This is a genomic window from Cohnella sp. CFH 77786 (assembly GCF_019400745.1).
Taxonomy (GTDB): domain Bacteria; phylum Bacillota; class Bacilli; order Paenibacillales; family Paenibacillaceae; genus Cohnella.
Window position 1 is genome coordinate 500,737 of the sequence record NZ_WJIB01000002.1, and the last position, 22,061, is coordinate 522,797.

Consider the following 22,061-nt stretch of genomic DNA (forward strand, 5'->3'; position numbering starts at 1 on the left):
GCGATCGTTCCCTTTTGTGTTGGATAATTTCTTCGGAAATCCTGAAGATTGTGGAGTGAACATTCAACATATGTTACGATAAGAGCGTCTTGGTAAATAGAGCCACAGGAGAATTCCGGGGACATGAAACAAGCGATGTTGGGCGCGCAGCAGGTCATGGAAAGGTGCTGCAGGGATCGAATCCAGACGCGCGGCATTTATGTATCCGAGTCAACCAAAGTTATAGACAGGGGGATCATGGAAAAGGGGAGAACCGCTATGAAATTGACCAACAAAATCGGCGTCATCGTCGACAGCTTCCGCTTGCCGATCCGCGAAGGCCTCGTGAAGGCGAAGGAAGTCGGAGCGGAAGGCGTGCAAATCTATGCCGTCAGCGGGGAGATGGATCCGGCCCACCTCAGCGTCGCTGCCCGCAAGGAACTGAAAGCTTACATCGAGTCGCTCGGGCTGGAAATCTCCGCGTTGGTCGGGGATTTGGGAGGCCACGGATTTCAGGATCGCGCGGCTAATCCGGCGAAAATCGAGAAATCGAAACGCATCCTCGACCTCGCGGTCGAACTCGGCACGAACATCGTGACGACGCATATCGGAATCGTCCCGGACGATCGAAACGACATTTACGATGCGATGCAGCAGTCCTGCGAAGAGTTGAGCCGATACGCGACGAGCATGGGCGCTTATTTCGCGATCGAGACCGGTCCGGAACGGGCGGCCCATCTCAAGGCTTTCCTAGACACGCTGAGCTCCAGAGGGGTGTCGGTCAATTTCGATCCCGCGAACATGGTGATGGTGACCGGGGACGATCCCTCGGCCGGCGTTCGCATGCTGAAGGATTATATTGTGCATACGCACGTGAAAGACGGAGTCCGCTTCAAGGAGGTCGATCCCCGCGAAATCTATGGAGCTCTGGGCTACGAGCCGATGGACCACGGCAAAATCGCGCAGATGGTAACATCCGGGGAAGTGTTCAAGGAAGTGCCGCTGGGTCAAGGCGGCGTGAACTTCGACGATTATTTCGGCGCGCTTCTGGAAATCGCCTATCAAGGCTATTTGACGATCGAGCGGGAAGTGGGCGTCAACCCGGAGGCGGACATCCGGGAAGCCGTGCGGTTCATCCAGCGGTATCGTTAAGGCGGAGAAGCATTCCATGGAATAAGGGTGAAAATTTTACCGGGAGAGGGTATCGGGATGCCGTTGTTTTATCGGGAAGACGGAACGTTCAAAATCGTGCAATTCACGGACTTGCATTGGGGGGAAGGGAACGAGAACGACCGCCGGACCCGGCTCCTCATGGAACGGGTGTTGGTGGAGGAGCGCCCGGACCTGGTCGTGCTCACGGGCGACCTCATCGAAAGCGGGACTTGCAGCGTTCCCGTCCGCTCCATTCGGGACGCAGTCGCCCCGATGGAGGAATCCGCCACGCCGTGGGCCGCCGTATTCGGCAATCACGACGCCGAAGGCAACGTGACCCGGGAGGAGCTGATGGAGGCGTTACGCGGACTTCGGCACGGGCTGACGGAACGCGGTCCGGCTTCGATTGCCGGAGTGGGCAACTACGTGCTCCGCCTGCATGGAAGGGACGGGAAGCCGGGGCATGCATTGTTCTTCCTCGATTCGGGAGATTACGCGGAGCCGCCGATTGGCGGATATGCCGCGGTCGCGAGGGATCAGATCGATTGGTTCGCCCGGGAGTCAGAGGCGTTGAAAGAAGCCAATGGGAATACGCCCGTTCCGGCGCTCGCGTTCTTCCACATTCCGCTGCCGGAGTACAACGATGTCTGGGATTTCCGGGAATGCCGCGGCAGCAAACACGAGGAAATCTGCTGTCCCGCGCTTAATACCGGCTTGTTCGCCGCCATGGTTCAGCAAGGGAACGTGGTCGGCACCTTCGTCGGGCACGACCATGCCAATGATTTCATGGGCGAGCTGATGGGCATCACCTTGTGCTACGGCCGCAAAACCGGATACAACAACTATGCCATGGAAGGTTTCCCGAACGGGGCGAGAGTCATCTTGCTGGAGGAAGGCGCTCGGGGATTTCGCACGTGGCTCAGGCTGGATAACGGCGAAGTCGTGACCGAGCAGCCCGCGCATCGGCCGGAGGGAAGGCCCGCCAAGCGGCCATAAGGTGAGAGGAAGCGAATCAAAAACGAACCTACGGAGGCCCGGCGAATGGCGATCATACGCAGATTAACGGATACCGAAATGAGGGAGGCCGTGCGCCTGTCGGACGCCACGTTCCGCGATGCGGAGCAGACGTCGATGGGCAAGGCGTTTCCGTACATTTTCTCGGAAACGTCGGTTTCATTGTCCTATGGCGCATTCGGGGAGAACGGGAAGCTTATATCGTTCATGGGTTTGGTGCCTTGGGAAATTCGGATCGGCGGCGCGAAGCTGCGGGTGTTCTCTCTCGGCTCGGTCTGCACGGAACCGGAAGCCCGGGGAAAAGGTTACGCCAGCGATATCTTAAGCGAGATCAACGAGTTTACCCGGCAAGCCGGCGCGTCCCTGCTTCTCGTGTCAGGATACCGCTCCCTGTACACGCGGGCCGGCTGCGCCCCGTTCGGAAGGATTCGCAGGTACCGCTTGGATCCGCAATCCGCGGAGACGCTGGCCGATCGCGCCGGAGACGGGCATCCACTGGTCCGGGAGTTGAATCCCGAAGACGTGTTCGGTCTGCAGGAAATTGCGGCTTCCCGCGGCGTTCGGTATCATTACGGCGTTCAGGAGTTGGCCACGCTGCTCAAGGCGGAGGCGTTCGTCAGCTGCATCAAGATGACGCACCGGGTGCTCGTCGCGGAAACCGGCGGCGTCATGGCCGCGTTCGCCGTGATCGGCGTGCCGAACGACCCGCATAAACGAGGAGTCGTGGTGGAGTATGCGGGGGATCCTAGCGTAGTGGCTCGGTTGGCCGGGGCAGCGGTGCTGCGTTACGGGCTTCCGGGTGTGGATTTTCCAATTCCTTGGCACGAGACGGTGTTGCAATCGCGGCTGGAGGGTATCCCTTTCACTCTGGAGGATCACCTGGGGACCGTCCGGATCGTCGATGGAGATGCGTTGGCGGAACAGCTGCGGCCTTGGCTGGAGAAGCGGAGCAACATTGATGGATTGCGTTTCGTGTCTGTAGAAGAAGGCAACTGGCGGTTGGAGAGAGCTTCGTGTCCGACCGTCCCATTGACGGCCAACGAACTCGTGCGCCTGGTCTTCGACTGCGCCAGCTCGGAGAACGAGGCGTTGCCGGCAGGCTGCGACGCTTACCGGGACTTGTTCCCCGTCCCGTTCCCGTATACGGCGGGTTTGGCGTATATTTAGGATGAGCGGACCCGGAATCCTCAACATGGGCCATGTTTGTTGCAGGAAAACGCAGCGAGTATTCGTCCGGACCGTATTCCTAAACTGCGTAACTGTGGGGGATGATCCACCAAACGGTCGACGACGGCAAGATAAAAGAGATCCAGTCGGTTGGTACGACAACATCCCCTGCCCCGGCTTAGCTGCCGGGTCTTTTGTTGGTTCCGCGTTCAGCTGGAAAAGCGGGAGAGGGGCGGAGGAAAGGAACAAAATTCCATTTTCTCGCTCGCCATCGCTTCTTTCCAACGCCCAGGGCTTTGTCATGCCGCGGGAAGCTTATGATATGATGTTGATCCTATTCAAATGCTCTGCATGAAGGACGGAATGCGAACATGGCTTTCGGGATTACGAGGGAAGAGCTGGAGGCGTGGAAGGAGCGGGTGGCGAAGGGGGAGATCGCGTTCCTGACCCATTATTGGCAGGAAATCCGCTTTCCCGGCGTCCGCACGGTTACGAAAGTGGGCTGCTCCGATCTGGACCGGTTGTCCGACTGGTGCGCCGCGAACGGGCTGAACCCGAAGTACATTCACCGGCGGCAGCCTTACCCGCACTTCGATCTGATCGGCCCGAAGCAAAAGGAAATCTTGATTCGCGAGGGGCATTGGGACCAGCTGCGGAAATTCGGGTTGGCGGAATAGGGCTTCATGCAACGAGTAACGTCATCGAGACAACACGCGAAACGACACGATCCTGCCACTTCATGTCGATCATTCGCTTTCGCTCGAGTATAATGGACGAGATAAGATCGGCATGGAGGGACACGGTTTGGCACAGCTCTATTACAAATACGGAACGATGAACAGCGGCAAATCCTTCGAAATCATCAAGGTGGCCCACAATTACGAGGAACAGGGCAAACCGGTGCTGTTATATACGCCGGCGGTCGATACGAGAAACGGATCGAACCGGATCGGGTCGCGCGCGGGCTTCACGCGGGAAGCGATTCCCGTGGACGAGGATACGAACCTGTACGAGAGCGTCAAACAGTTCCTCGAGGAGCGGAAATATTATTGCGTGCTTGTCGACGAAGCCCAGTGGCTGAAGAAGAAGCATATCCTGGAGCTGACCCGCGTCGTGGACGAGCTCCACGTTCCGGTCATGGCGTTCGGGCTGAAGAACGATTTCCAGAACCATCTGTTCGAAGGCAGCTACAACCTGCTCATCTACGCGGACAAAATCGAGGAAATCAAAACGATCTGCTGGTACTGCGACCGCAAGGCCACGATGGTCATCCGGTTCAAGGACGGGGTTCCCGTCAACGTGGGCGAGCAATTCCAGGTCGGCGGCAACGAGGATTACAAGCCGGTCTGCCGCAAATGCTACAACAAAGCCTTCGAGCAGGAGGACTAGTCCGATCGGAAACATCTTTGGGAAACTCCGGGCCGCGTGCCGGAGTTTTCTTCTTTTCCTGTTATTATGCTTTTGGAAAATGATTAAATCCGTGATAACATACAGTTTATATGGATTTGACATTATGCAGATAAAGGAAGGTTGCTCATTGATTTCTACGCTCTTATCCGGGCTAAAACGGCCTCAGCCTTTTTTTGTTGCATTCGTGCTGTTATTCCTCAAATCGCTGCTGCTTCGCCAGTTTCTGTTCGACCATATTGCATGGGGGCAGGTGGCGGCAGACGCCGCGTCCATCCTGTTCCTCACAGGGTTATTCGAAGCAATCACGCCTGACAAGCCGAAGAAATACGTGTTCTGGGCTCTGAATCTCGTCGTTTCCTTGCTGTTTTTCGCTTCCACCCTGTACTTCAGCTATTACAGCACGATACCGACGTACACGGCGCTGGAACAGCTCGATCAGGTGGCGGGCGTGAAGGACAGCGTCCGGGCGACGATTCAGTGGAAATATTACGCGTTTTTCGCGGATCTGATCATCTTGGCCTTCGTATGGGCGGTTTACCGGTTGACGAAGAGAGTTTCCCCGCCGGAGAGAGGAAAGAGCCGCACTTGGAAACTCGGCGTCATCGCCGCGGCAGTCGTCGGTCTTTTCGTTTCCCAATTGTATATCCGCAGCGCGGCTTCGATCGAGAACGAATTGGCGCAGGCGGAAGAAATCGGCTTCTTCAATTATCAAGTTAACGCGGCGTTGAATGCCAAAGAAGCTTTTGCGAAAACCGTGGACATCAAGCAGCTTTCCAAGCAGGTCGACCAGCTCGAGACATCCAATCCGGATCTGCAGGCGACGAAGGAAGCAACACCCGCGGCATTCGGTTCGATGAAGGGCAAGAACCTGATCGTCATCCAGATGGAGGCGTTCCAGAACTTCCCGATCCACCTGAAGCTGAACGGACAGGTGCTGACGCCCGTGCTTAACGGACTGGCGGACGAAGGTTATTATTTCCCGCATTTCTTCCAGCAAATCGGCCAAGGGAACACATCCGACGCCGAGTTCATGTCCAACACGTCGATTTACCCGACGGCGAAGGTTGCGATGTCGACCGGATACGGCGACCGGAAGATTCCGAGCCTTCCGAGACTGCTCGAGAAGCACGGATACGCGGCGGAGACGTTCCACGTCAACGACGTCACGTTCTGGGACCGCATCAAGATGTATCCGGCGCTCGGGTTCGATCGATATTTCGACAAGCCCTTTTTCAACAACGACCATTTCAACGCTTTCGGCGCATCCGACGAAGAGTTGTACAAGGGGGCGGTCAAGCGGTTGGTCGAGCTCAAAAAAGAGAACAAGCCGTTCTATGCACAGCTCATCACCGCTTCCAGCCATCATCCGTTCAAAATTCCGAAGGATAAGCAGTGGCTCGATCTGCCGGCGAACATCCAGGGCACGCAGCTGGGCGATTATTTGCAGGCGATCCATTACACGGATTACGCAATCGGCGAGCTGATCAAGATGCTGAAGGCAAACGGACTGTACGACAGCACGATGATCGTGCTTTACGGCGATCACTTCGGCCTTCAGCCCCAGGACAACAAACCGGAGGACGTCAGCGAGAAGCTCGGCATTACGTATCATGAACGGATTTCCCGTTTCAACATTCCGCTCATCATCCATGTGCCCGGCACGTCCCCCAAGAAAACGATCCAAACGGTAGGGGGGCAAGTCGACATTATGCCGACGGTCGCAAACCTGCTTGGCATCTCCTTGAAAGAAGAGAATTACATGGCTTTCGGGCACGACCTGCTCAACACGGAGAAGAACGTATTCGGCATGCGGTATTACTTGCCGACCGGTTCGTTCTTCAACAACGACGTCATGTTCGTGCCGGGCAAATCGTTCGAGGACGGTACGGCCGTCTCCCTCGATACACTGAAACCTGTTGCCGATTTCTCGAAATATAAGGAAGACTACGATTACGTGCTGAAGCTGATGGGCTTGTCGGATGCGTACGTGCAGTCTCTCCCGAAACGATAAACGATATGAAAAATCCCTTCTTCCGGCGGCGAACCGGTGAAAGGGATTTTTCATTTCACGCATGAATCACGCGCTCGAACTCTTGCTGCAGCCGGCGGGTCACCGGTCCGGGAACGCCTGTACCGACCGTTCTTCCGTCAACCTCGATCACCGGCATCACCTCGATCGTCGTGCCCGTGAGCAGCACCTCGTCGGCGGCTAGAAGCTCGTGGACGGAGAAGCTCCGTTCCTCCGTCGGAATTTCCGCCCGGGCGGCCAGCCTCAGCACGACGGCGCGCGTGATGCCGTGCAGAATCAGGTGATTGGCCGGGTGGGTGATTAAGCTGCCGTCCTTCACGATCATGACGTTCGAGGCGCTGCTCTCGGTTACGGTTCCGCCGCGATGAAGGACGGCGTCGTCCGCCCCGCGGTCCGCCGCCTCCTGCTTGGCCAGCACGTTCGCCAGCAGGTTCAGCGTTTTGTAATCGCAATGGAGCCAGCGCACGTCCTCGGCCGTTATGGCTTTATAACCGGTCTGCATGGCGGCGATCGGGCGCTTCGTTTCCGTGCAGTACGCCATCGCGACCGGGTCCGCATCGCGGGGGAACAAGTGGCTGCGCGGCGCTTCTCCCCGCGTGATCTGCAAATAAACGGTTCCTTCTTGCAATCCGTTGCGACGGACCAATTCCTCCATCCGCCGCTTCAGGACTTCGGTCGAATGGGGCAGCCGAATCCGGATGCCGGCCGCGCTCTTCTCCAGGCGGGCGAAATGGGCGTCCGCTTCGAACAGCTTGCCTCCGTACACGCGGAATACCTCGTAGACGCCGTCCCCGAAATAATAGCCGCGGTCCTCCGGAGAGATCCTCACTTCATCCGCCGGCAGCCAGCGGTCTTGATACCAATAGATTTGCGACAACGCTCTTCTCCTCCCGTCAGGGGTGCGATGTTTCGTCGAATCCGGATTCGAACGAGACGTACTCTCTCAGTTTAACCCGGCAGGCGAAGGCGTTTCAATCCGCCGAGCGCCGCTACGGGGCCGAGCCAGAGGCGATCTCCGTTAGCCCCGTATCGTCGAAGGCCGGAACCGCTTGTCCTTGCGCGGCCTGCAGCATGCGTTCCACGATGCGGGTTCCGATCCCGGCTTCGTTCTGGGAAACGGCAGCTTTGATCTGCCCGTTCGCGATCGCTTCCCGGATTTTCGGCGTAACGCCGAAGGTGACGGCGTAACGGGTCAAGCCTTTGGCTTTCCACACAAGGACGGAAGCCGGGCCCGATACGACGTCCAAAGCGATGAACGCGTCGAAATGGGGATGGGCGTCGATCATCTCCTCCAGATCGGACAACGCTTTGTCTTCGCTTCCTTCGTTGTACCGAACCTCCAGCACCTGGATATCCGTATGGGCATTAATATAGTCCAGCATGCCCTGCAGCCGTTGGCCCAGGCTTCTCATCCGGCTCATGCCCGTTTCCACCAGCACCATGCCCCGGCCCTTCAGCTGCCGGTCGATCGCTTGCCCCATGCGGACGCCGGCTTCGACGTTGTCGACGCCGACGAAGCCGAGCCGTTTGCTCGACGGCGCGTCGGATTCGAAGCAGATGACCGGGATTCCGCCGAGCACCGCCTTGTCGATGACGGGGGCGAGCGCGTCCGAATCGACCGGATCGATCGCGATCGCGTCGACTCCCATCTTGATCATCGTCTCCATCATCCGGATTTGCTGCTCCAGATTGGCCTCGTCGGGCGCTTTGACCACGAGCCGGACACCGGCCGGCTCGGCCGCTTTCTGCGCGGTTTCCGTCATGGTTTCGTAGTAGGGATGCGCCATCGGATAGATGATGCCGAACGTATAGGAATAGGGGGCCGCCGATGCTCCCCCTGCCGGAGAGGAGGAGACCGGCGTCTCTCCGGCAGCGCCGGTGCAGCCCGCGAGCGCGGCTAGCAAACCAGCGGCAAGCGGCAGCCGCGTCCATTTACGATACTTGCCCGCCTGTCGCATCGGCATCCCCCTCCGGCGCTTTGACGTCCGCGGCCCCTTGGCGGCGGTATTCGCGGGCGGTCATTCCCGTCATTTTCTTGAACAGGTTGGAGAAGTAATGCGCGTCGTTGTAGCCGACCCGGTAGGCGACCTCGTAGGTTTTGTCCCTTGTCGTCTGCAGAAGCTCCATCGCTTTGCGGATGCGGGTTTGCGTCAAATACTCGATGAACGTTTGGCCCGTTTCCTGGCTGAACACCTTGCTCAAGTGGCCGGGACTGACACGAACCCGCTCGGCCGCGTCTTGCAGGGAGAGCCGGTCGTCGGCGTAACGCTCGTGAATGAATTCCTTTACGGCAGCGATCAATTCGCCGTATTTGTCCGAAGCCAAGGCGCGCCATTCCCAGAACCGTTCCGCCAGCAGGGTCAAGTAACGGACGGCATCCTCCCAGCTGCGGATGTCCCGGATTTTGTCCTGCAAGGCTCCGACCGCGGCCTCCGTCAGCTCCGCCGGGCGGAACGTTTCTTTCGCGGCGCGAAGCGTCTCCAAAGTAATATCGTTCATGAGGTAATAACCGTACAAGGAAGATTTCCAGTCGATCGCCCGCAGTCCTTCGGCGAAGCCGCGGATGAAGCCGTCCGCACCCGCGGGGCGGCCGATCTTCAGGAATTCCACGAATTTCGGCCGGTCTAGCGGGGCGGCTTCATGGGAGCCGATGCCCGCAGCTTCGCGCAGAGCCAGCTCGTTCATTCTCGTCAGCCGCTTCCAATTGCGGTCTTCTTCGGCCTCCATGAACGAAGCGTGGATGCCCTGGAGCCGATCCTGCACCGAACCGATGCCGACAGTAACCGGACAGGGAAGGGCGTTTTCCAGCTCCGGGAGGATGCTCTGCTGCAGCCGTTCCAACGTGAGCTCCACTTCGCCGCAGGAATCGCCGGTGACGATCCAGACGATTTCGGCGCGGCTGCGACGGTAACCGAGCACCCCGTCCAGCTGTCGGCCGCGCGCTTCGATTTCCGCGTCCGCTCGCCGCAGCAGCTCTGCGTCCGCGTCCGCGGCCGGTTCCGGGAAACGCAGGTCCCAGACCGCCGCCGCGTAGAACCGGGAGAGCAGCGGAAGCCCGAGCGAGGCGGCGGCTTCCGCGGCTTCCGCCGTCGTAACGAGTCCGCCGCACAAGTCGGCCAGCAGCTTGTCTTTCGTGTACGCGCCGGCCGATTTCTCGCGGTTCTCCCGATCGATCTTGAGGCAGACCGACTGCAGGACTTGCATGAGGTCGGCCGCCCCGATCGGCTTGAGGATGTATTCTTCGACCCCGATACGCAGGGCGCTCCGGGCATAATGGAATTCGTCATGCCCGCTCAGGATGACGATCTTCATATGCGGCATCCGCCGGCGGACGATGCTGCTCAGCTCGAGTCCGTCCATGAACGGCATCTTGATATCGGTGATCAGGATGTCCGGATTCCATTTCTCGATCAAGGGGAGCGCCGTCTCGCCGTCGGAGGCGTCCCCGCAGTAGATCAACCCTGCCCGCTCCCAATCGATGCTTTCGCGTATATTTTCCCGGATGACGATTTCGTCGTCGACGAGCATCACTTTTTTCATCCGACCCGCCTCCTCATTTCTTCGGAATCCGCACGAAAATGCGGGTGCCGGCGCCCTCCGCGCTTTCGATCCCGACCCCGTACCGTTCGCCGAAATACAGCCGGATCCGCTGGTGCACGTTCTGGAGGCCGAAGCCGCCGCCCGCTCCGTCTTCCTCTTCGTCCGGGGCGCGCTGCCGGTTCAAGCCTTCCCGGACTTCCGCGAGGCGCTCGGCGCTCATGCCGGCGCCGTCGTCTTCGACCGTCAGGACGATGTCCCGTTCCTGCTCGACATGGCCGCCGATCCGGATCATGCCTTTGCCCCGTTTGTTTTTGATGCCGTGATACAGCGCGTTTTCGACGAGCGGCTGCAGCGTCATTTTCAGGATCGGGAACACCTGCAATTCCCCGTCCACCGAAATCTCGTAATCGAGGATGTCCCGGTAACGGATTTGCTGGATGATCAAGTAGCTTTGGACATGATCCAGCTCGGATTTGATCGAGATCCAGTCCCGTCCCTTGTTGAGGCTGATCCGGAAGAAACGGGAGAACGCCTGCACGAGCTGGATCACCTGATCCTTCTTGCCGGCTTCCGCCATCCAGACGACGGAATCGAGCGTGTTATAGAGGAAGTGGGGATTGATTTGCGCCTGCAGCGTCCGGAGTTCGGCTTTCTGGACGAGCTCCTTCTCCCGGATGCTCTGGTCGAGCAGCGCTTTGATTTTCTCCAGCATGATATTGAAGCTCTTGCCCAGATCGGCGATTTCATCCTGACCGGCCGGCTTCACCTTCGCGTCCAGGTAGCCGCTCGCCGCCTGTCTCATTTTGTTTTTGAGAAACTGGATCGGACGGGTCAGCCGGGCGGTGATGAAGAAGTATAACGTGATCGTGAACAGGATGCTGAGCATGACGCTGACGATGATGAGCTGGCGGATCTCGTTGGCGTCCTGTACGATCTCCTGCAGCGTGACGTTTCCGACGATTTTCCACCCGGTGGCGGAGGATGTCGTGAAGACAACGAATTTCGGCTTGCCGGATTGGCGCAGCACGAAGCTGTCTTGCGTTTGGCCCAGCTTCCGATCCGACCAATCGATCTGCCGCAGCGCTTCCTTCTTCGCCGGGTCGGCCGGGGCGAACAGCGGAGTGCCTTCCGGATCGGCCACGTAGAAAAACCCGGTATCGCCGATCGTCACGTCGTTGCAGAACCGTTCCACGAACGAGTCGTCCAAGTCGATGACGATGAATCCGATGACCTCGTGGGTAATGCGCTGCTTGACGGTCGCCATGATCGAAATGACATCCGACTCAGGATAGGTGAAGCCGTCCAGTCGGTCCAGCGGCGAAGCGTCGGAAGGGGGGATGATCAAGGTCCGCCCGGGTTCTTTCGTCAATCGCTGAAAATGGGGATTGCGCATCGGATTGTGATCGAGCTGGAAGACGCCTTTGCGTTCGCTGATCCCTTTGCCGTACAGGTTGATCATGGTGATGTTGCGGACGTTCTCGTATTTGTAGATATCGCGGTAAAGCTCGAACGTCTTCAGGATGTCTTTGGCGTCGGCGTAAGTCTCGCTCTGCGAGAACAGAAACCGCAGCACCTGCGGATTGTTCTCCAGCTCGAGCAGCTTGCCGGTGTCCTGGAACAGGACGTCGATGTCGCGGGCGAGCCGGTTCGCCGCCAGCATCGCGGAAGCCTTGCTGTGACCGGAGATCGTATTGAAGGATTTCTGGTAGGAAATGAGGCCGACCGTGATCAGGGGGATGGAAGTCAAGATGACGAACATGGTCAGCAGCTTGGCTCTAAGGCTGGAATTGATGACGCGCACCGGATTCATCATGGGCTCTTCCGTCTCGCTTTCCGCACCGCTCGGGTTATGTCAAATGGGAGCTTCTATTACTATAGCAAAAGTTGCGGGGGCGGAGAGACGGAAATGGAAGCGCGACTAAAAAATCCAGCAAACGATGATAAATTTACACTTTCGCTCCTGAAGCGGCCGGCAAATGAATAAGAAAACAAAAACAATCCCCATCGGACTCCGTATTTTTCCGTTTTGGAAGCGCTCTATAATGGAGCCACACCAACCATGGTGATCCGAAGGGGAGGAATAGAACGATGAAGATGTTCGGCAAAAAGTGGGGCGTGCTTGCCGCGCTGATCGCGCTGATGCTCGCGGTCGCGGCATGCGGCGGCAAAAACGAAGGGGCGAGCCCGTCGCCCAGCGAAAGCTCGAAGGCGCCTGCGGCCAGCGAAAGCGCCAAACCAAGCGAATCCGCGAAACCAAGCGAATCCGCGAAACCGGCGGACAAGAAAGTGGTGCTCGGCTTCGCGCAGGTCGGCGCGGAAAGCGCTTGGCGGACGGCGAACACAAAGTCCATCCAGGAATCGGCCGCACAAGCGGGCTTCGAGCTGAAATTCTCAGATGCCCAGCAGAAGCAGGAAAACCAAATCAAGGCGATCCGGTCGTTCATTCAGCAGAAGGTCGACGTGATCGCATTCTCTCCGGTCGTCGAATCCGGATGGGACACCGTGCTGAAGGAAGCGAAGGACGCCGGCATTCCGGTCATCCTGACGGACCGCGCCGTCGACTCCAAAGACACGTCGCTGTACCGGACGTTCCTCGGCTCGGACTTCGTGGAAGAGGGACGCAAGGCCGGCCAATGGCTGGTTGACCAGTATAAGGACGCATCGGAAGACGTCAACATCGTGGAGCTGCAGGGCACGACCGGTTCCGCTCCGGCGAACGACCGGATGGCGGGCTTCCAGGAAGTGATCAAGACCAATCCGCACCTGAAGATCATCGCTTCGCAGACGGGAGAATTCACCCGCGCCAAAGGCAAGGAAGTCATGCAGGCATTCCTGCAGGCGCACAAGGACATCGACGTGCTGTACGCGCATAACGACGACATGGCGCTCGGCGCGATCCAGGCGATTGAAGCCGCCGGCCTGAAGCCGGGCACGGACATCAAAATCATCTCCGTCGACGCGGTGAAGGACGGCATGCAAGCCGCGAGCGAAGGCAAGATCAACTTCATCGTCGAGTGCAATCCGCTCCTCGGGCCGCAGTTGATGGAAGCCGTGAACGCCGTGCTTGAGGGCAAGGAAATTCCGCAGCGGATCGTGACCAAGGAAGGCACGTTCACGTCGGAGCAAGCCAAAGAAGCGCTCCCGACCCGCCAATATTAAGAAGCAAGCTCTGACAGCCTATTCGAAGATCAAGGGCAAAGCCGCTCCGTACCGTTCGGGCTCTTCCGCGCCGGAGCGGCTTTTCCCATGAAGGGAGGGAATCCGGTGGCCGAACGCGAACCGATTCTTGAAATGAAAGGCATCTGCAAGGAATTCCCGGGCGTCGCGGCCTTGACGAACGTCAATTTCCGGCTGTTTCCCGGTGAAGTCCACGCGCTTATGGGGGAGAACGGAGCCGGCAAATCGACGCTCATCAAGGTGCTTACCGGCGTGTATTCCATTACGCGGGGCACCGTGACGCTTGAAGGCCGGACGCACGAAGTTCGCAGTCCGCTGGAAGCGCAGCAGGCGGGGATCAGCACCGTTTATCAGGAAGTCAATTTGTGTCCGAACCTGTCGGTGGCGGAAAACATCTTCATCGGCCGGGAGCCGCGCCGGCTTGGCCGGATCCGGTGGAAGGAAATGAACGCGAGGGCGAAGGTGCTGCTGAAGGAGCGTCTCCACCTGGACATTGACGTCACGCTTCCGCTTGAGCATTATTCCGTCGCCATACAGCAGCTGGTCGCCATCGCGCGGGCGCTGAACGTCGAGGCCAAAGTGCTGATCCTGGACGAGCCGACGTCCAGCTTGGACCAGAGCGAAGTCCAGCAGCTGTTCGGGATCATGCGGAAGCTGAAGGGCGAAGGGTTGGCCATTCTGTTCGTCACCCATTTCCTGGACCAGGTGTACGAAATCTCCGACCGCATCACCATACTCCGAAACGGGGAATTCGTCGGGGAATACCCGGCCGCCGAGCTGCCCCGGATCGAGCTCGTCTCGCGCATGATCGGGAAGGCGCTGCATCTGCTGGAGGAGATGCCTAAGGCGCCAGCTTCGGCCAAATCCGGCGCCGAAACCGTCGCCGAAGCCAAGGGGCTCGGTCGGAAGGGGGCGATCGAGCCGTTCGACCTGCGGATCGGGCAAGGGGAGGTCGTCGGTCTGGCGGGACTGCTCGGATCGGGCCGCACGGAGGTCGCGCGGCTGTTCTTCGGCGCCGACCGCCCGGATTCGGGCAAGCTCACGTTCCGGGGGAAGGGAGGCGGCACCCGCGGGATCCAATCGCCCAGGCAAGCGCTCGACAACGGCATCGCCTTCTGCCCGGAAAACCGGAAAACCGAAGGGATCATCGACGACCTGACCGTTCGGGAGAACATCGTACTCGCGCTCCAAGCGCACCGGGGATGGTTCCGGACGATCTCCCGCAAACGCCAGGAGGAGATCGCGGACGAATACATCCGGAAGCTGAACATCAATCCTCCGAATCCGGAGCATTTGGTCAAAAACTTGAGCGGCGGCAACCAGCAGAAGGTCATTCTGGCACGCTGGCTGCTGACGCAGCCGAAGCTGCTGATCCTGGATGAACCGACGCGGGGCATCGATATCGGCGCGAAGGCCGAAATCCAGAAGCTGGTCCTTCAGCTCGCCGGCGAGGGGATGTCCGTGCTCTTCGTTTCGTCCGAGCTGGAGGAAGTCCTCCGCGTCAGCGACCGGATCGCCGTGCTTCGGGACCGCCGCGTGGTCAAGGAAATCGCGGACCAAAACATCAGCCAGCAGCATGTCATGCAGGCGATCGCGGGAGTGTGAAAGCCATGAACCGAATATTGAAACACCACCTGTTTTGGCCGATCGCCGTCCTGGCCGCGCTGCTGCTGTTCAATTTCCTGTACTCGTCGGACTTCTTCCGCATCGGGATGCGGGGCGGGAGGCTGTTCGGCAGCCTGATCGACATCCTGAATTTCGGGGCGCCCCTGATCCTGGTCGCCATCGGGATGACGCTCGTCATCGCGGCCAAAGGCATCGACTTGTCCGTCGGCTCCGTCGTCGCGATCTCCGGCGCCATGGCGTGCCTGACGATCAGCAAAGGCACCGGCGGAGATTCTCTCGCCTTGGTGCTGACCGCCGCCGGCGCCGCCCTGGGATTGTCGCTGCTGCTGGGCTTGTGGAACGGGTTTCTCGTCGCGGGAGCGGGCATCCAACCGATCATCGCCACGCTGATTCTCATGGTGGCCGGACGCGGGATCGCGCAGCTCATCACGGATGGCCAGATCATTACGGTGAACAGCCCGAAGTACCAATATATCGGCTCCGGGGCGCTGGCGGGTCTGCCGTTTTCCATTTTCATCGTTCTCGCCTTGTTCCTTCTGGCTTCTCTGCTGACGAGAAAAACCGCCTTGGGCCTGTTTATCGAATCGGTCGGCGTAAGTCCGCGCGCCAGCCGCCTGGCCGGGATCCGGTCGGGGTGGGTCATCGCTGCCGTGTATGTGTTCTGCGGCTTCTGCGCCGGCATCGCGGGTCTCATCCTCAGCTCCAACGTCGCCAGCGCGGACGGCAATAACGCCGGCCAATGGTACGAGCTGGACGCGATTCTGGCCGTCGTCATCGGCGGGACCTCGCTGAACGGAGGACGGTTTTACTTGACGGGGACCGTCATCGGCGCCTTGATCATCCAGACGCTGACGACAACGATCTATATGACCGGCGTGCCGCCGACCATCACGCTTGTCGTGAAGGCGTTCGTGGTGCTCGCCGTATGCCTGATCCAATCGGAAACGTTCCGCCAGGCGCTCGTGCAACGATGGAAAACCCGCCGCTATCCGGCCGAACGGGAGGTCGCGCGCCATGTTTAACCGGAAATACGTCCCGATATTCGTCACGGTCGGCTTATTCGCGCTTATGTTCGCCGCGGGATCTTTCCGCTACACCGGTTTTTTCTCGCTGCAAGTCATTTTGAATTTGCTGATCGATAATGCCTACCTGCTCATCGCGGCCGTCGGCATGACGCTCGTTATCGTGTCCGGAGGCATCGACCTGTCGGTGGGTTCGGTCATCGCGCTTACCACGATGGTGTCCGCGAGCCTCGTCCAGCAACACGGTTGGCCGCCCGCCGTCGTCATTCCGCTCGTGCTTGCGATGGGTGCCGTCTTCGGCTCGGGAATGGGCGCGATCATCCACTATTTCAAAATCCAACCGTTTATCGTCACGCTTGCCGGCATGTTCCTGGCCCGGGGCTTATGCTATGTCATCGACATCAATACGATCACGATCGATAACGCCTTCTATACGAAAGCAGCGCAGACGCGTATTCACCTGCCGGGCGGAAACACGGTGTCCGTCAGCGTCGTCATCGCGCTCATCGTGGTCGCCATCGGCATTTACATCGCGCATTACACCCGTTTCGGCCGCAACGCGTACGCGCTGGGAGGAAGCGAACAGTCGGCGCTGCTCATGGGACTTCCCGTCGGGAAGACGAAGATATCGGTCTACTTGCTCAGCGGCTTGTGTTCTTCGCTTGCGGGCGTCGTGTTTACGTTCTATATGTTGTCCGGGTACGGCATGCATGCGATCGGCACGGAGCTCGACACGATCGCGGCCGTCGTCATCGGCGGCACGCTGCTGACGGGCGGCGTCGGGTACGTGGTCGGAACGTTTTTCGGGGTCATGATCCAGGGCGTCATCCAGACGATCATCAGCTTCGAGGGGACGCTCAGCTCCTGGTGGACGAAGATCGCCATCGGTTTGCTGCTGTTTCTGTTCATCGTGCTGCAGAGATTGCTGAGTTCCGGGAAGGCGGCATGGAAGGGGTAGCGAAGGCGAGGAGCGCGGGCGAACCGGCGAATCTCAACGCGCGGCCGGCTGCTTGAAGGAAATATCCTGTCAGGTGGAGAATCATATGTCTAGCTTCTTCGTTATGAGGCAGCCGAAGACGGACGGATCGCGAAGGTGAGGGAATGACATGAGGATTCTGAAATGGACCGCGGCATGCTGCCTCCTTTCCATTCTGCTCCTGGACTTGTCCGGTTGCGCGTGGGGAAGCGGCCCGGACGTTCAGCCCGTCGCCGAACCGGTGCCCAAGCCGTCTGCCGGGCAACCGGCCGATCCGGCCGCGGAGAGCCAGACGCCCGAGCGTCCTATCGTGCTCGGGTTCTCTCAGCTCGGATCCGAGAGCGACTGGCGGATCGCGAACACGAATTCGATCCGGGACGCCGCCCGGGAGGCCGGCATCACGCTGCTGCTCGAGAACGCCGAGCAATCGCAGGAGAAGCAATTCGAAGCCATCCGCTCGTTCATCCGCAAGAAGGTCGACGTCATCGCGTTCGCGCCGGTAATCCAATCCGGATGGGAACCCATCCTGAAGGAAGCGCAGCAGGCGGGCATTCCGGTGATCCTGTCCGACCGCGCCGTGGACGTCCGGGATACGTCGCTGTACGTCACGTTCATCGGGTCCGATTTTTACGAAGAGGGCGTCAAAGCCGGGAAATATTTGCTCGACAAGATGCGCGACGTGCCCGGTCCGATCCGGATCGCGGAGCTGGAAGGCACCGTCGGTTCGACGCCGTCGATCGACCGCGGGCAAGGCTTCCGGGATACGATCCGATCGCGCGCCGACCTGGAAATCGTAAGCAGCGCCCCGGCGGATTTCACGATGGAGAAGGGCCGGGAAGTGATGCGGGCGTTCCTGAAGAAGGACGGGAAGCCGCCGCACGTCCTGTTTGCGCACAACGACGACATGGCGCTCGGCGCGATCGAGGCGATCGAAGAGGCGGGGCTCGCGCCCGGCAAGGACATCGTCGTCATCTCCGTCGACGGGACCCGGAAAGCCTTCGAGAAGATGGTGGAGGGCAAAATCAACTGCGTCGTGGAGTGCAACCCGCTCTTAGGGCCCTTGATCATGCAGGCGGCGAAGGAAATCATGCAGGGGCGCACGCTTCCCAAAAGGATCGCGTCCCCGGAGAGCGTGTTCACGGAGGAAATGGCGGCGGTCGAGGTCGGCAACCGGAAGTATTAGCGCGTTGGCGGCTCCGGGACGGATCGCCGGGCGAAGTTACCATGAAGGCGGCTCGGCGACGGAACGCCGGGCGAAGTAACCTTGAATGCGGCTCGGCGACGGATCGCCGGGCGAAGTAACCGTGAATGCGGCTTGGCGACGGCTCGTTAGACGAACTTACGGGGAAGGCGGCTCGGCGACGGATCGCCGGACGATCAACTCGGCGGGCAGAACGATTTTCTTCCATGGGGCGGAAGGCTCCCGCTCCTGAATCCGCTCCAGCAGCATCTGCATGCCGATGTAGCCGAAATGGTAGGCTTGCTGCGCAATGACGGTGATAAACGGATCGAAATCGGCGTACGGTCCGAGGTCGTCGAAGCAGACGAGCGAGATTTGTTCGGGAACGGAGATTCCCCGCTTGCGCAGCACGCTCATCACTTCAAGGGCCAGCACGTTGTTGCCCGCGATGATGGCGGTCGGAGGCTCCGGCATGGCGTCCAGCCAAGCTTCGATGCCGGAGAGGTCGGAGCGGAGGCCGAAGCTCGTTTCATAAATATCGAGCTCGCCGCAGGGAAGGTCGTGCAGCTTCATCGCTTCCCGGTACCCTTGCAGGCGCAGGCGCGCGCTGGAGATGGAAGAGGAGCCGTTGATCATGGCGATCCGGCGGTGTCCATGTTCGGCAAGATGCTCGACGAGTCGCCGGCCGCCCTCCTTGCTGTCCCCGAGCACGACGTCGCAGCCGATGCCGGGCACCTCCCGGTCCAGCAGCACGAACGGGATGTTATGCCGGCGGAGCTTCTCCAGATGGGGGAGCGAAGGATCGCCCGCGGGCGCGACCAGCACGCCGTCCACGCGGGTGGAGAGAATCGTTTGGATATAATCGCTTTCCTTGTCCAGGCTTTCGTCGCTGTTGCCGAACAGCAGGCGGAAGCCGTTTTTCGTGGCTGCGTCTTCCGCTCCCCGGGCCAGCGTCGTATAGAAAGGGTTCGTAATGTCGGTGATCAGCAGGAACAGGATCCGGGTTTGCTGAAGCACGAGACTGCGGGCGGTCTGGTTCGGGACGTAGTTCAGCTCCTCCATGACCCGTTTCACCTTGGCCCTCGTTTTGTCGCTGATTTTTCCCGTGTTATTGATAACTCTCGAGACCGTCATCGCGGATACGCCCGCTTTCGCCGCGATATCGTATATCGTAACCATGAAGGCTGCTCCTCTTGTCGAATCGTTGTGTTTATCTTACCGGAGAAAATGGTTGACAGCAATACGTTTCCTTGATAGCGTAGAGTTATCGATAACATTTCAAGCGCTTTCAAAAAGTGCGGGAGGGTGTTCAAATTGGCGGATATACAGACGCGCTGGGCGGGCGGATTTCCGAAAATCGGAATCCGGCCGACGATCGACGGACGGCGCAAAGGCGTTCGGGAATCGCTGGAAGACCAGACGATGAACATGGCGAAGGCGACGGCGAAGCTGCTGACGGGCAACTTGCGCTATCCGGACGGTTCTCCGGTGGAATGCGTCATCGCGGATACGTGCATCGGCGGCGTGGCGGAAGCGGCGGCCTGTGCCGACAAGTTCGCCAAATCCGGGGTGGGGGTATCGATAACGGTCACCCCTTGCTGGTGTTACGGAACGGAAACGATGGACGCGGATCCTACGATCCCGAAGGCCGTATGGGGCTTTAACGGAACGGAGCGTCCCGGCGCGGTTTACTTGGCGGCGGTTCTGTCCGGATACGCGCAGAAGGGCCTGCCCGCGTTCGGCATCTATGGCGAGCAGGTGCAGGATGCCGGGGATACTTCGATTCCGGACGATGTTCGCGGCAAATTGTTGGCTTTTGCAAGGGCGGGTCTCGCGGTTGCGATCATGCGCGGCAAAGCCTATCTGTCCATGGGTTCGGTGTCCATGGGCATCGCGGGCTCCGTCGTCAACGACTCGTTCTTCCAGGACTATCTCGGCATGCGCAACGAGTACGTGGATATGACCGAATTCGTGCGCCGAATGGACACGGGCATTTACGACCCGGAGGAATTCGAACGCGCGCTTAAATGGGTGAAGGAGAATTGTCCGGAAGGACCGGACGACAACCCTCCGGGCATCCGAACCTCCCGCGAGCGGAAGGACAAAGACTGGGAGACCGTCGTCAAGATGGCGCTTATCGCCCGGGACCTGATGGTCGGCAACCCGAGACTGGCGGAACTTGGCTACGGCGAAGAAGCGCTCGGCCATAACGCGATCGTCTCCGGATTCCAGGGACAGCGGCAATGGACCGATCATTTTCCGAATGGGGATTTCCTCGAAGCGATTCTCAACTCCTCTTTCGACTGGAACGGCATCCGAGCACCTTATATCGTGGCAACGGAGAACGACAGCCTGAACGGCGCTGCCATGCTGATGGGATATTTGCTCACCAATACGGCGCAAATTTTTGCTGACGTCCGCACCTATTGGAGCCCGGAATCCGTCGAGCGGGTCACCGGCCATAAGCTGGAAGGGGCGGCGGCGGGAGGCATTCTGCATTTGATCAATTCCGGACCGGCGGCGCTCGACGGAACGGGGGAGCAGACGCGGGACGGCAAGCCGGCGATGAAGCCATTCTGGGAAATCAGCGAGGAAGAAGCGGATAAATGCCTGAAAGCGACGTCCTGGCGTCCGGCCGCCGTCGAGTATTTCAACGGGGGCGGGTATTCGACCGACTATTTGACGCGGGGCGGCATGCCGATGACGATGTCCCGCATCAACCTGGTGAAGGGCATTGGCCCCGTCCTGCAAATCGCGGAAGGGTATTCCGTCGATCTGCCGCCGGAGGTGCACGACGCGCTCGACGAGCGGACAAACCCGACTTGGCCGACGACCTGGTTCGCGCCGATCCTGACGGGAAGCGGCGCGTTCCGTTCCGTGTACGAAGTGATGGACAATTGGGGGGCCAACCACGGTTCGATCAGCTACGGCCATATCGGCGCGGACTTGATCACCTTGGCTTCCATGCTCCGGATTCCGGTCAACATGCACAACGTGTCCGCGGATCGCGTTTTCCGTCCCCGGGCTTGGGGACTGTTCGGCACGGACAACGCGGAAAGCGCCGATTTCAGAGCCTGCGGCAATTTCGGACCGCTGTACGGATAACGGAGAGGAGACTGAACGTTCATGAGCAGCAGTACCGCCATCCGCGAGGAGCTCTGCAAGTACGCGCAGAAAACCGTAGCGAACAAACTTGTCGTCGGACCGGGAGGCAATATCAGCGCCCGGCACGAAGGTACAATGTACTTGTCCCCCAGCGGCTTCGCGCTGGATGAAATCAAGCCGGAGCAATGGGTCGAGGTGGACATCGCGACCGGCGACATCACCGACATCGGCCTGCGCCCGTCTTCCGAAGTCCTTATGCATCTGTACGCGTACCGGGCGAATCCGAATATCGGCGCGATCGTCCATACGCATCCGCCTTACTGCATCGCGTTCACGCTGGTCGAGCGGGAGCTGCCGATCATGTTCCCCGACCAAGCGGCGCTTGTCGGCCGCACCGTGTACGTCGATTACGTGCTGCCGACGACCGACAAGCTGGCCGACGCGGTGGTGGCGAAGGTGAACGACGCAAGCTCGATATTGCTTGGCAACCACGGGCTGGTGACCACGGGCAGAAATTTACGCGAAGCGTATTACCGCACGGAAGTGGTCGAGGAGAGCTCGAAAATCTATTTGATCGCGAAGGCGATCCGGGAGCCGAAGGTGCTCACGGAAGAGGAGTTTCGGGAAATCGCTTCGCTTGAAAGCGAAGCGTACCGGATCCAGCTGCTTCAGAAGATGAAATGA

18 protein-coding genes are annotated in these 22,061 nt (G+C 59.5%); 13 read left to right on the top strand and 5 right to left on the bottom strand.

Going from position 1 to position 22,061, the window contains the following annotated elements:
* The first annotated feature begins 258 nt into the window (after window positions 1–258).
* From GE107_RS05005 to GE107_RS05030, 6 genes are all read left to right on the top strand, one after another.
* Window positions 259–1,131, top strand: a complete 873-nt coding sequence (locus tag GE107_RS05005; RefSeq protein ID WP_219638530.1) for a sugar phosphate isomerase/epimerase family protein — start codon at window positions 259–261, stop codon at window positions 1,129–1,131.
* Window positions 1,132–1,188: 57 nt separating this feature from the next.
* A complete protein-coding gene (locus GE107_RS05010; protein WP_255570192.1) occupies window positions 1,189–2,127 on the top strand; it encodes a metallophosphoesterase family protein in 939 nt (312 codons plus the stop codon).
* Between the two features lie 45 nt (window positions 2,128–2,172).
* The gene (locus tag GE107_RS05015; RefSeq protein ID WP_219638406.1) at window positions 2,173–3,312 is read left to right on the top strand and encodes a GNAT family N-acetyltransferase; all 1,140 of its coding nucleotides are present in this window, start codon (window positions 2,173–2,175) and stop codon (window positions 3,310–3,312) included.
* Between the two features lie 371 nt (window positions 3,313–3,683).
* A complete protein-coding gene (locus GE107_RS05020) occupies window positions 3,684–3,989 on the top strand; it encodes a hypothetical protein (RefSeq protein ID WP_219638408.1) in 306 nt (101 codons plus the stop codon).
* Between the two features lie 127 nt (window positions 3,990–4,116).
* Window positions 4,117–4,701: a thymidine kinase gene (locus GE107_RS05025; RefSeq protein WP_219638410.1), complete on the top strand. Its 585-nt coding sequence runs from the start codon at window positions 4,117–4,119 to the stop codon at window positions 4,699–4,701.
* A 148-nt stretch (window positions 4,702–4,849) separates the two neighbouring features.
* Complete coding sequence (locus tag GE107_RS05030; protein ID WP_255570193.1) at window positions 4,850–6,733, top strand: LTA synthase family protein; 1,884 nt, start codon at window positions 4,850–4,852, stop codon at window positions 6,731–6,733.
* Between the two features lie 55 nt (window positions 6,734–6,788).
* Here GE107_RS05030 and dat read toward each other — a convergent pair whose 3' ends face one another.
* The 4 genes from dat to GE107_RS05050 all read right to left on the bottom strand — a co-directional run bounded on the left by dat (window position 6,789) and on the right by GE107_RS05050 (window position 12,104).
* Window positions 6,789–7,619: a D-amino-acid transaminase gene (gene dat, locus GE107_RS05035; RefSeq protein WP_219638534.1), complete on the bottom strand. Its 831-nt coding sequence runs from the start codon at window positions 7,617–7,619 to the stop codon at window positions 6,789–6,791.
* A 121-nt stretch (window positions 7,620–7,740) separates the two neighbouring features.
* Complete coding sequence (locus GE107_RS05040; RefSeq protein ID WP_219638413.1) at window positions 7,741–8,709, bottom strand: sugar ABC transporter substrate-binding protein; 969 nt, start codon at window positions 8,707–8,709, stop codon at window positions 7,741–7,743.
* Window positions 8,684–10,291 (bottom strand): response regulator, encoded by a 1,608-nt coding sequence (locus tag GE107_RS05045; RefSeq protein ID WP_219638415.1) that lies wholly within the window; start codon window positions 10,289–10,291, stop codon window positions 8,684–8,686. Before GE107_RS05045 ends, GE107_RS05040 begins: the two co-directional genes overlap by 26 nt.
* A 13-nt stretch (window positions 10,292–10,304) precedes the next feature.
* Window positions 10,305–12,104 (bottom strand): cache domain-containing sensor histidine kinase, encoded by a 1,800-nt coding sequence (locus GE107_RS05050; protein ID WP_255570196.1) that lies wholly within the window; start codon window positions 12,102–12,104, stop codon window positions 10,305–10,307.
* A gap of 275 nt (window positions 12,105–12,379) precedes the next feature.
* Between GE107_RS05050 and GE107_RS05055 the strand changes: the two genes are divergently transcribed.
* From GE107_RS05055 to GE107_RS05075, 5 genes are all read left to right on the top strand, one after another.
* The gene (locus GE107_RS05055; RefSeq protein ID WP_219638417.1) at window positions 12,380–13,450 is read left to right on the top strand and encodes an ABC transporter substrate-binding protein; all 1,071 of its coding nucleotides are present in this window, start codon (window positions 12,380–12,382) and stop codon (window positions 13,448–13,450) included.
* 105 nt (window positions 13,451–13,555) lie between these two features.
* On the top strand, window positions 13,556–15,073 hold the full coding sequence (locus GE107_RS05060) for a sugar ABC transporter ATP-binding protein (RefSeq protein WP_370636252.1): 1,518 nt from the start codon (window positions 13,556–13,558) through the stop codon (window positions 15,071–15,073).
* 5 nt (window positions 15,074–15,078) lie between these two features.
* Window positions 15,079–16,116, top strand: a complete 1,038-nt coding sequence (locus GE107_RS05065) for an ABC transporter permease (protein WP_219638421.1) — start codon at window positions 15,079–15,081, stop codon at window positions 16,114–16,116.
* Window positions 16,109–17,074: a galactofuranose ABC transporter, permease protein YjfF gene (gene yjfF / locus GE107_RS05070; protein ID WP_219638423.1), complete on the top strand. Its 966-nt coding sequence runs from the start codon at window positions 16,109–16,111 to the stop codon at window positions 17,072–17,074. Before GE107_RS05065 ends, yjfF begins: the two co-directional genes overlap by 8 nt.
* A gap of 148 nt (window positions 17,075–17,222) precedes the next feature.
* Window positions 17,223–18,275: an ABC transporter substrate-binding protein gene (locus GE107_RS05075; RefSeq protein WP_219638426.1), complete on the top strand. Its 1,053-nt coding sequence runs from the start codon at window positions 17,223–17,225 to the stop codon at window positions 18,273–18,275.
* A gap of 156 nt (window positions 18,276–18,431) precedes the next feature.
* Here the strand turns inward: GE107_RS05075 and GE107_RS05080 are convergent, their stop codons facing one another.
* Window positions 18,432–19,451: a LacI family DNA-binding transcriptional regulator gene (locus GE107_RS05080; RefSeq protein WP_219638428.1), complete on the bottom strand. Its 1,020-nt coding sequence runs from the start codon at window positions 19,449–19,451 to the stop codon at window positions 18,432–18,434.
* Window positions 19,452–19,586: 135 nt separating this feature from the next.
* Between GE107_RS05080 and GE107_RS05085 the strand changes: the two genes are divergently transcribed.
* Both GE107_RS05085 and GE107_RS05090 read left to right on the top strand, forming a co-directional pair.
* On the top strand, window positions 19,587–21,377 hold the full coding sequence (locus GE107_RS05085; protein ID WP_219638430.1) for an L-fucose isomerase: 1,791 nt from the start codon (window positions 19,587–19,589) through the stop codon (window positions 21,375–21,377).
* A 21-nt stretch (window positions 21,378–21,398) separates the two neighbouring features.
* Complete coding sequence (locus tag GE107_RS05090; RefSeq protein WP_219638432.1) at window positions 21,399–22,061, top strand: class II aldolase/adducin family protein; 663 nt, start codon at window positions 21,399–21,401, stop codon at window positions 22,059–22,061.

What these genes read in the sequence shown, in the direction of transcription:
- GE107_RS05005 (WP_219638530.1), top strand. Translation starts at nt 259, where the DNA reads ATGAAATTGACCAACAAAATCGGCGTCATCGTCGACAGCTTCCGCTTG.
- GE107_RS05010 (WP_255570192.1), top strand. Translation starts at nt 1,189, where the DNA reads ATGCCGTTGTTTTATCGGGAAGACGGAACGTTCAAAATCGTGCAATTC.
- GE107_RS05015 (WP_219638406.1), top strand. Translation starts at nt 2,173, where the DNA reads ATGGCGATCATACGCAGATTAACGGATACCGAAATGAGGGAGGCCGTG.
- GE107_RS05020 (WP_219638408.1), top strand. Translation starts at nt 3,684, where the DNA reads ATGGCTTTCGGGATTACGAGGGAAGAGCTGGAGGCGTGGAAGGAGCGG.
- GE107_RS05040 (WP_219638413.1), bottom strand. Translation starts at nt 8,709, where the DNA reads ATGCGACAGGCGGGCAAGTATCGTAAATGGACGCGGCTGCCGCTTGCC.
- GE107_RS05045 (WP_219638415.1), bottom strand. Translation starts at nt 10,291, where the DNA reads ATGAAAAAAGTGATGCTCGTCGACGACGAAATCGTCATCCGGGAAAAT.
- GE107_RS05050 (WP_255570196.1), bottom strand. Translation starts at nt 12,104, where the DNA reads ATGATGAATCCGGTGCGCGTCATCAATTCCAGCCTTAGAGCCAAGCTG.
- GE107_RS05055 (WP_219638417.1), top strand. Translation starts at nt 12,380, where the DNA reads ATGAAGATGTTCGGCAAAAAGTGGGGCGTGCTTGCCGCGCTGATCGCG.
- GE107_RS05065 (WP_219638421.1), top strand. Translation starts at nt 15,079, where the DNA reads ATGAACCGAATATTGAAACACCACCTGTTTTGGCCGATCGCCGTCCTG.
- yjfF (WP_219638423.1), top strand. Translation starts at nt 16,109, where the DNA reads ATGTTTAACCGGAAATACGTCCCGATATTCGTCACGGTCGGCTTATTC.
- GE107_RS05075 (WP_219638426.1), top strand. Translation starts at nt 17,223, where the DNA reads ATGAGGATTCTGAAATGGACCGCGGCATGCTGCCTCCTTTCCATTCTG.
- GE107_RS05080 (WP_219638428.1), bottom strand. Translation starts at nt 19,451, where the DNA reads ATGGTTACGATATACGATATCGCGGCGAAAGCGGGCGTATCCGCGATG.
- GE107_RS05090 (WP_219638432.1), top strand. Translation starts at nt 21,399, where the DNA reads ATGAGCAGCAGTACCGCCATCCGCGAGGAGCTCTGCAAGTACGCGCAG.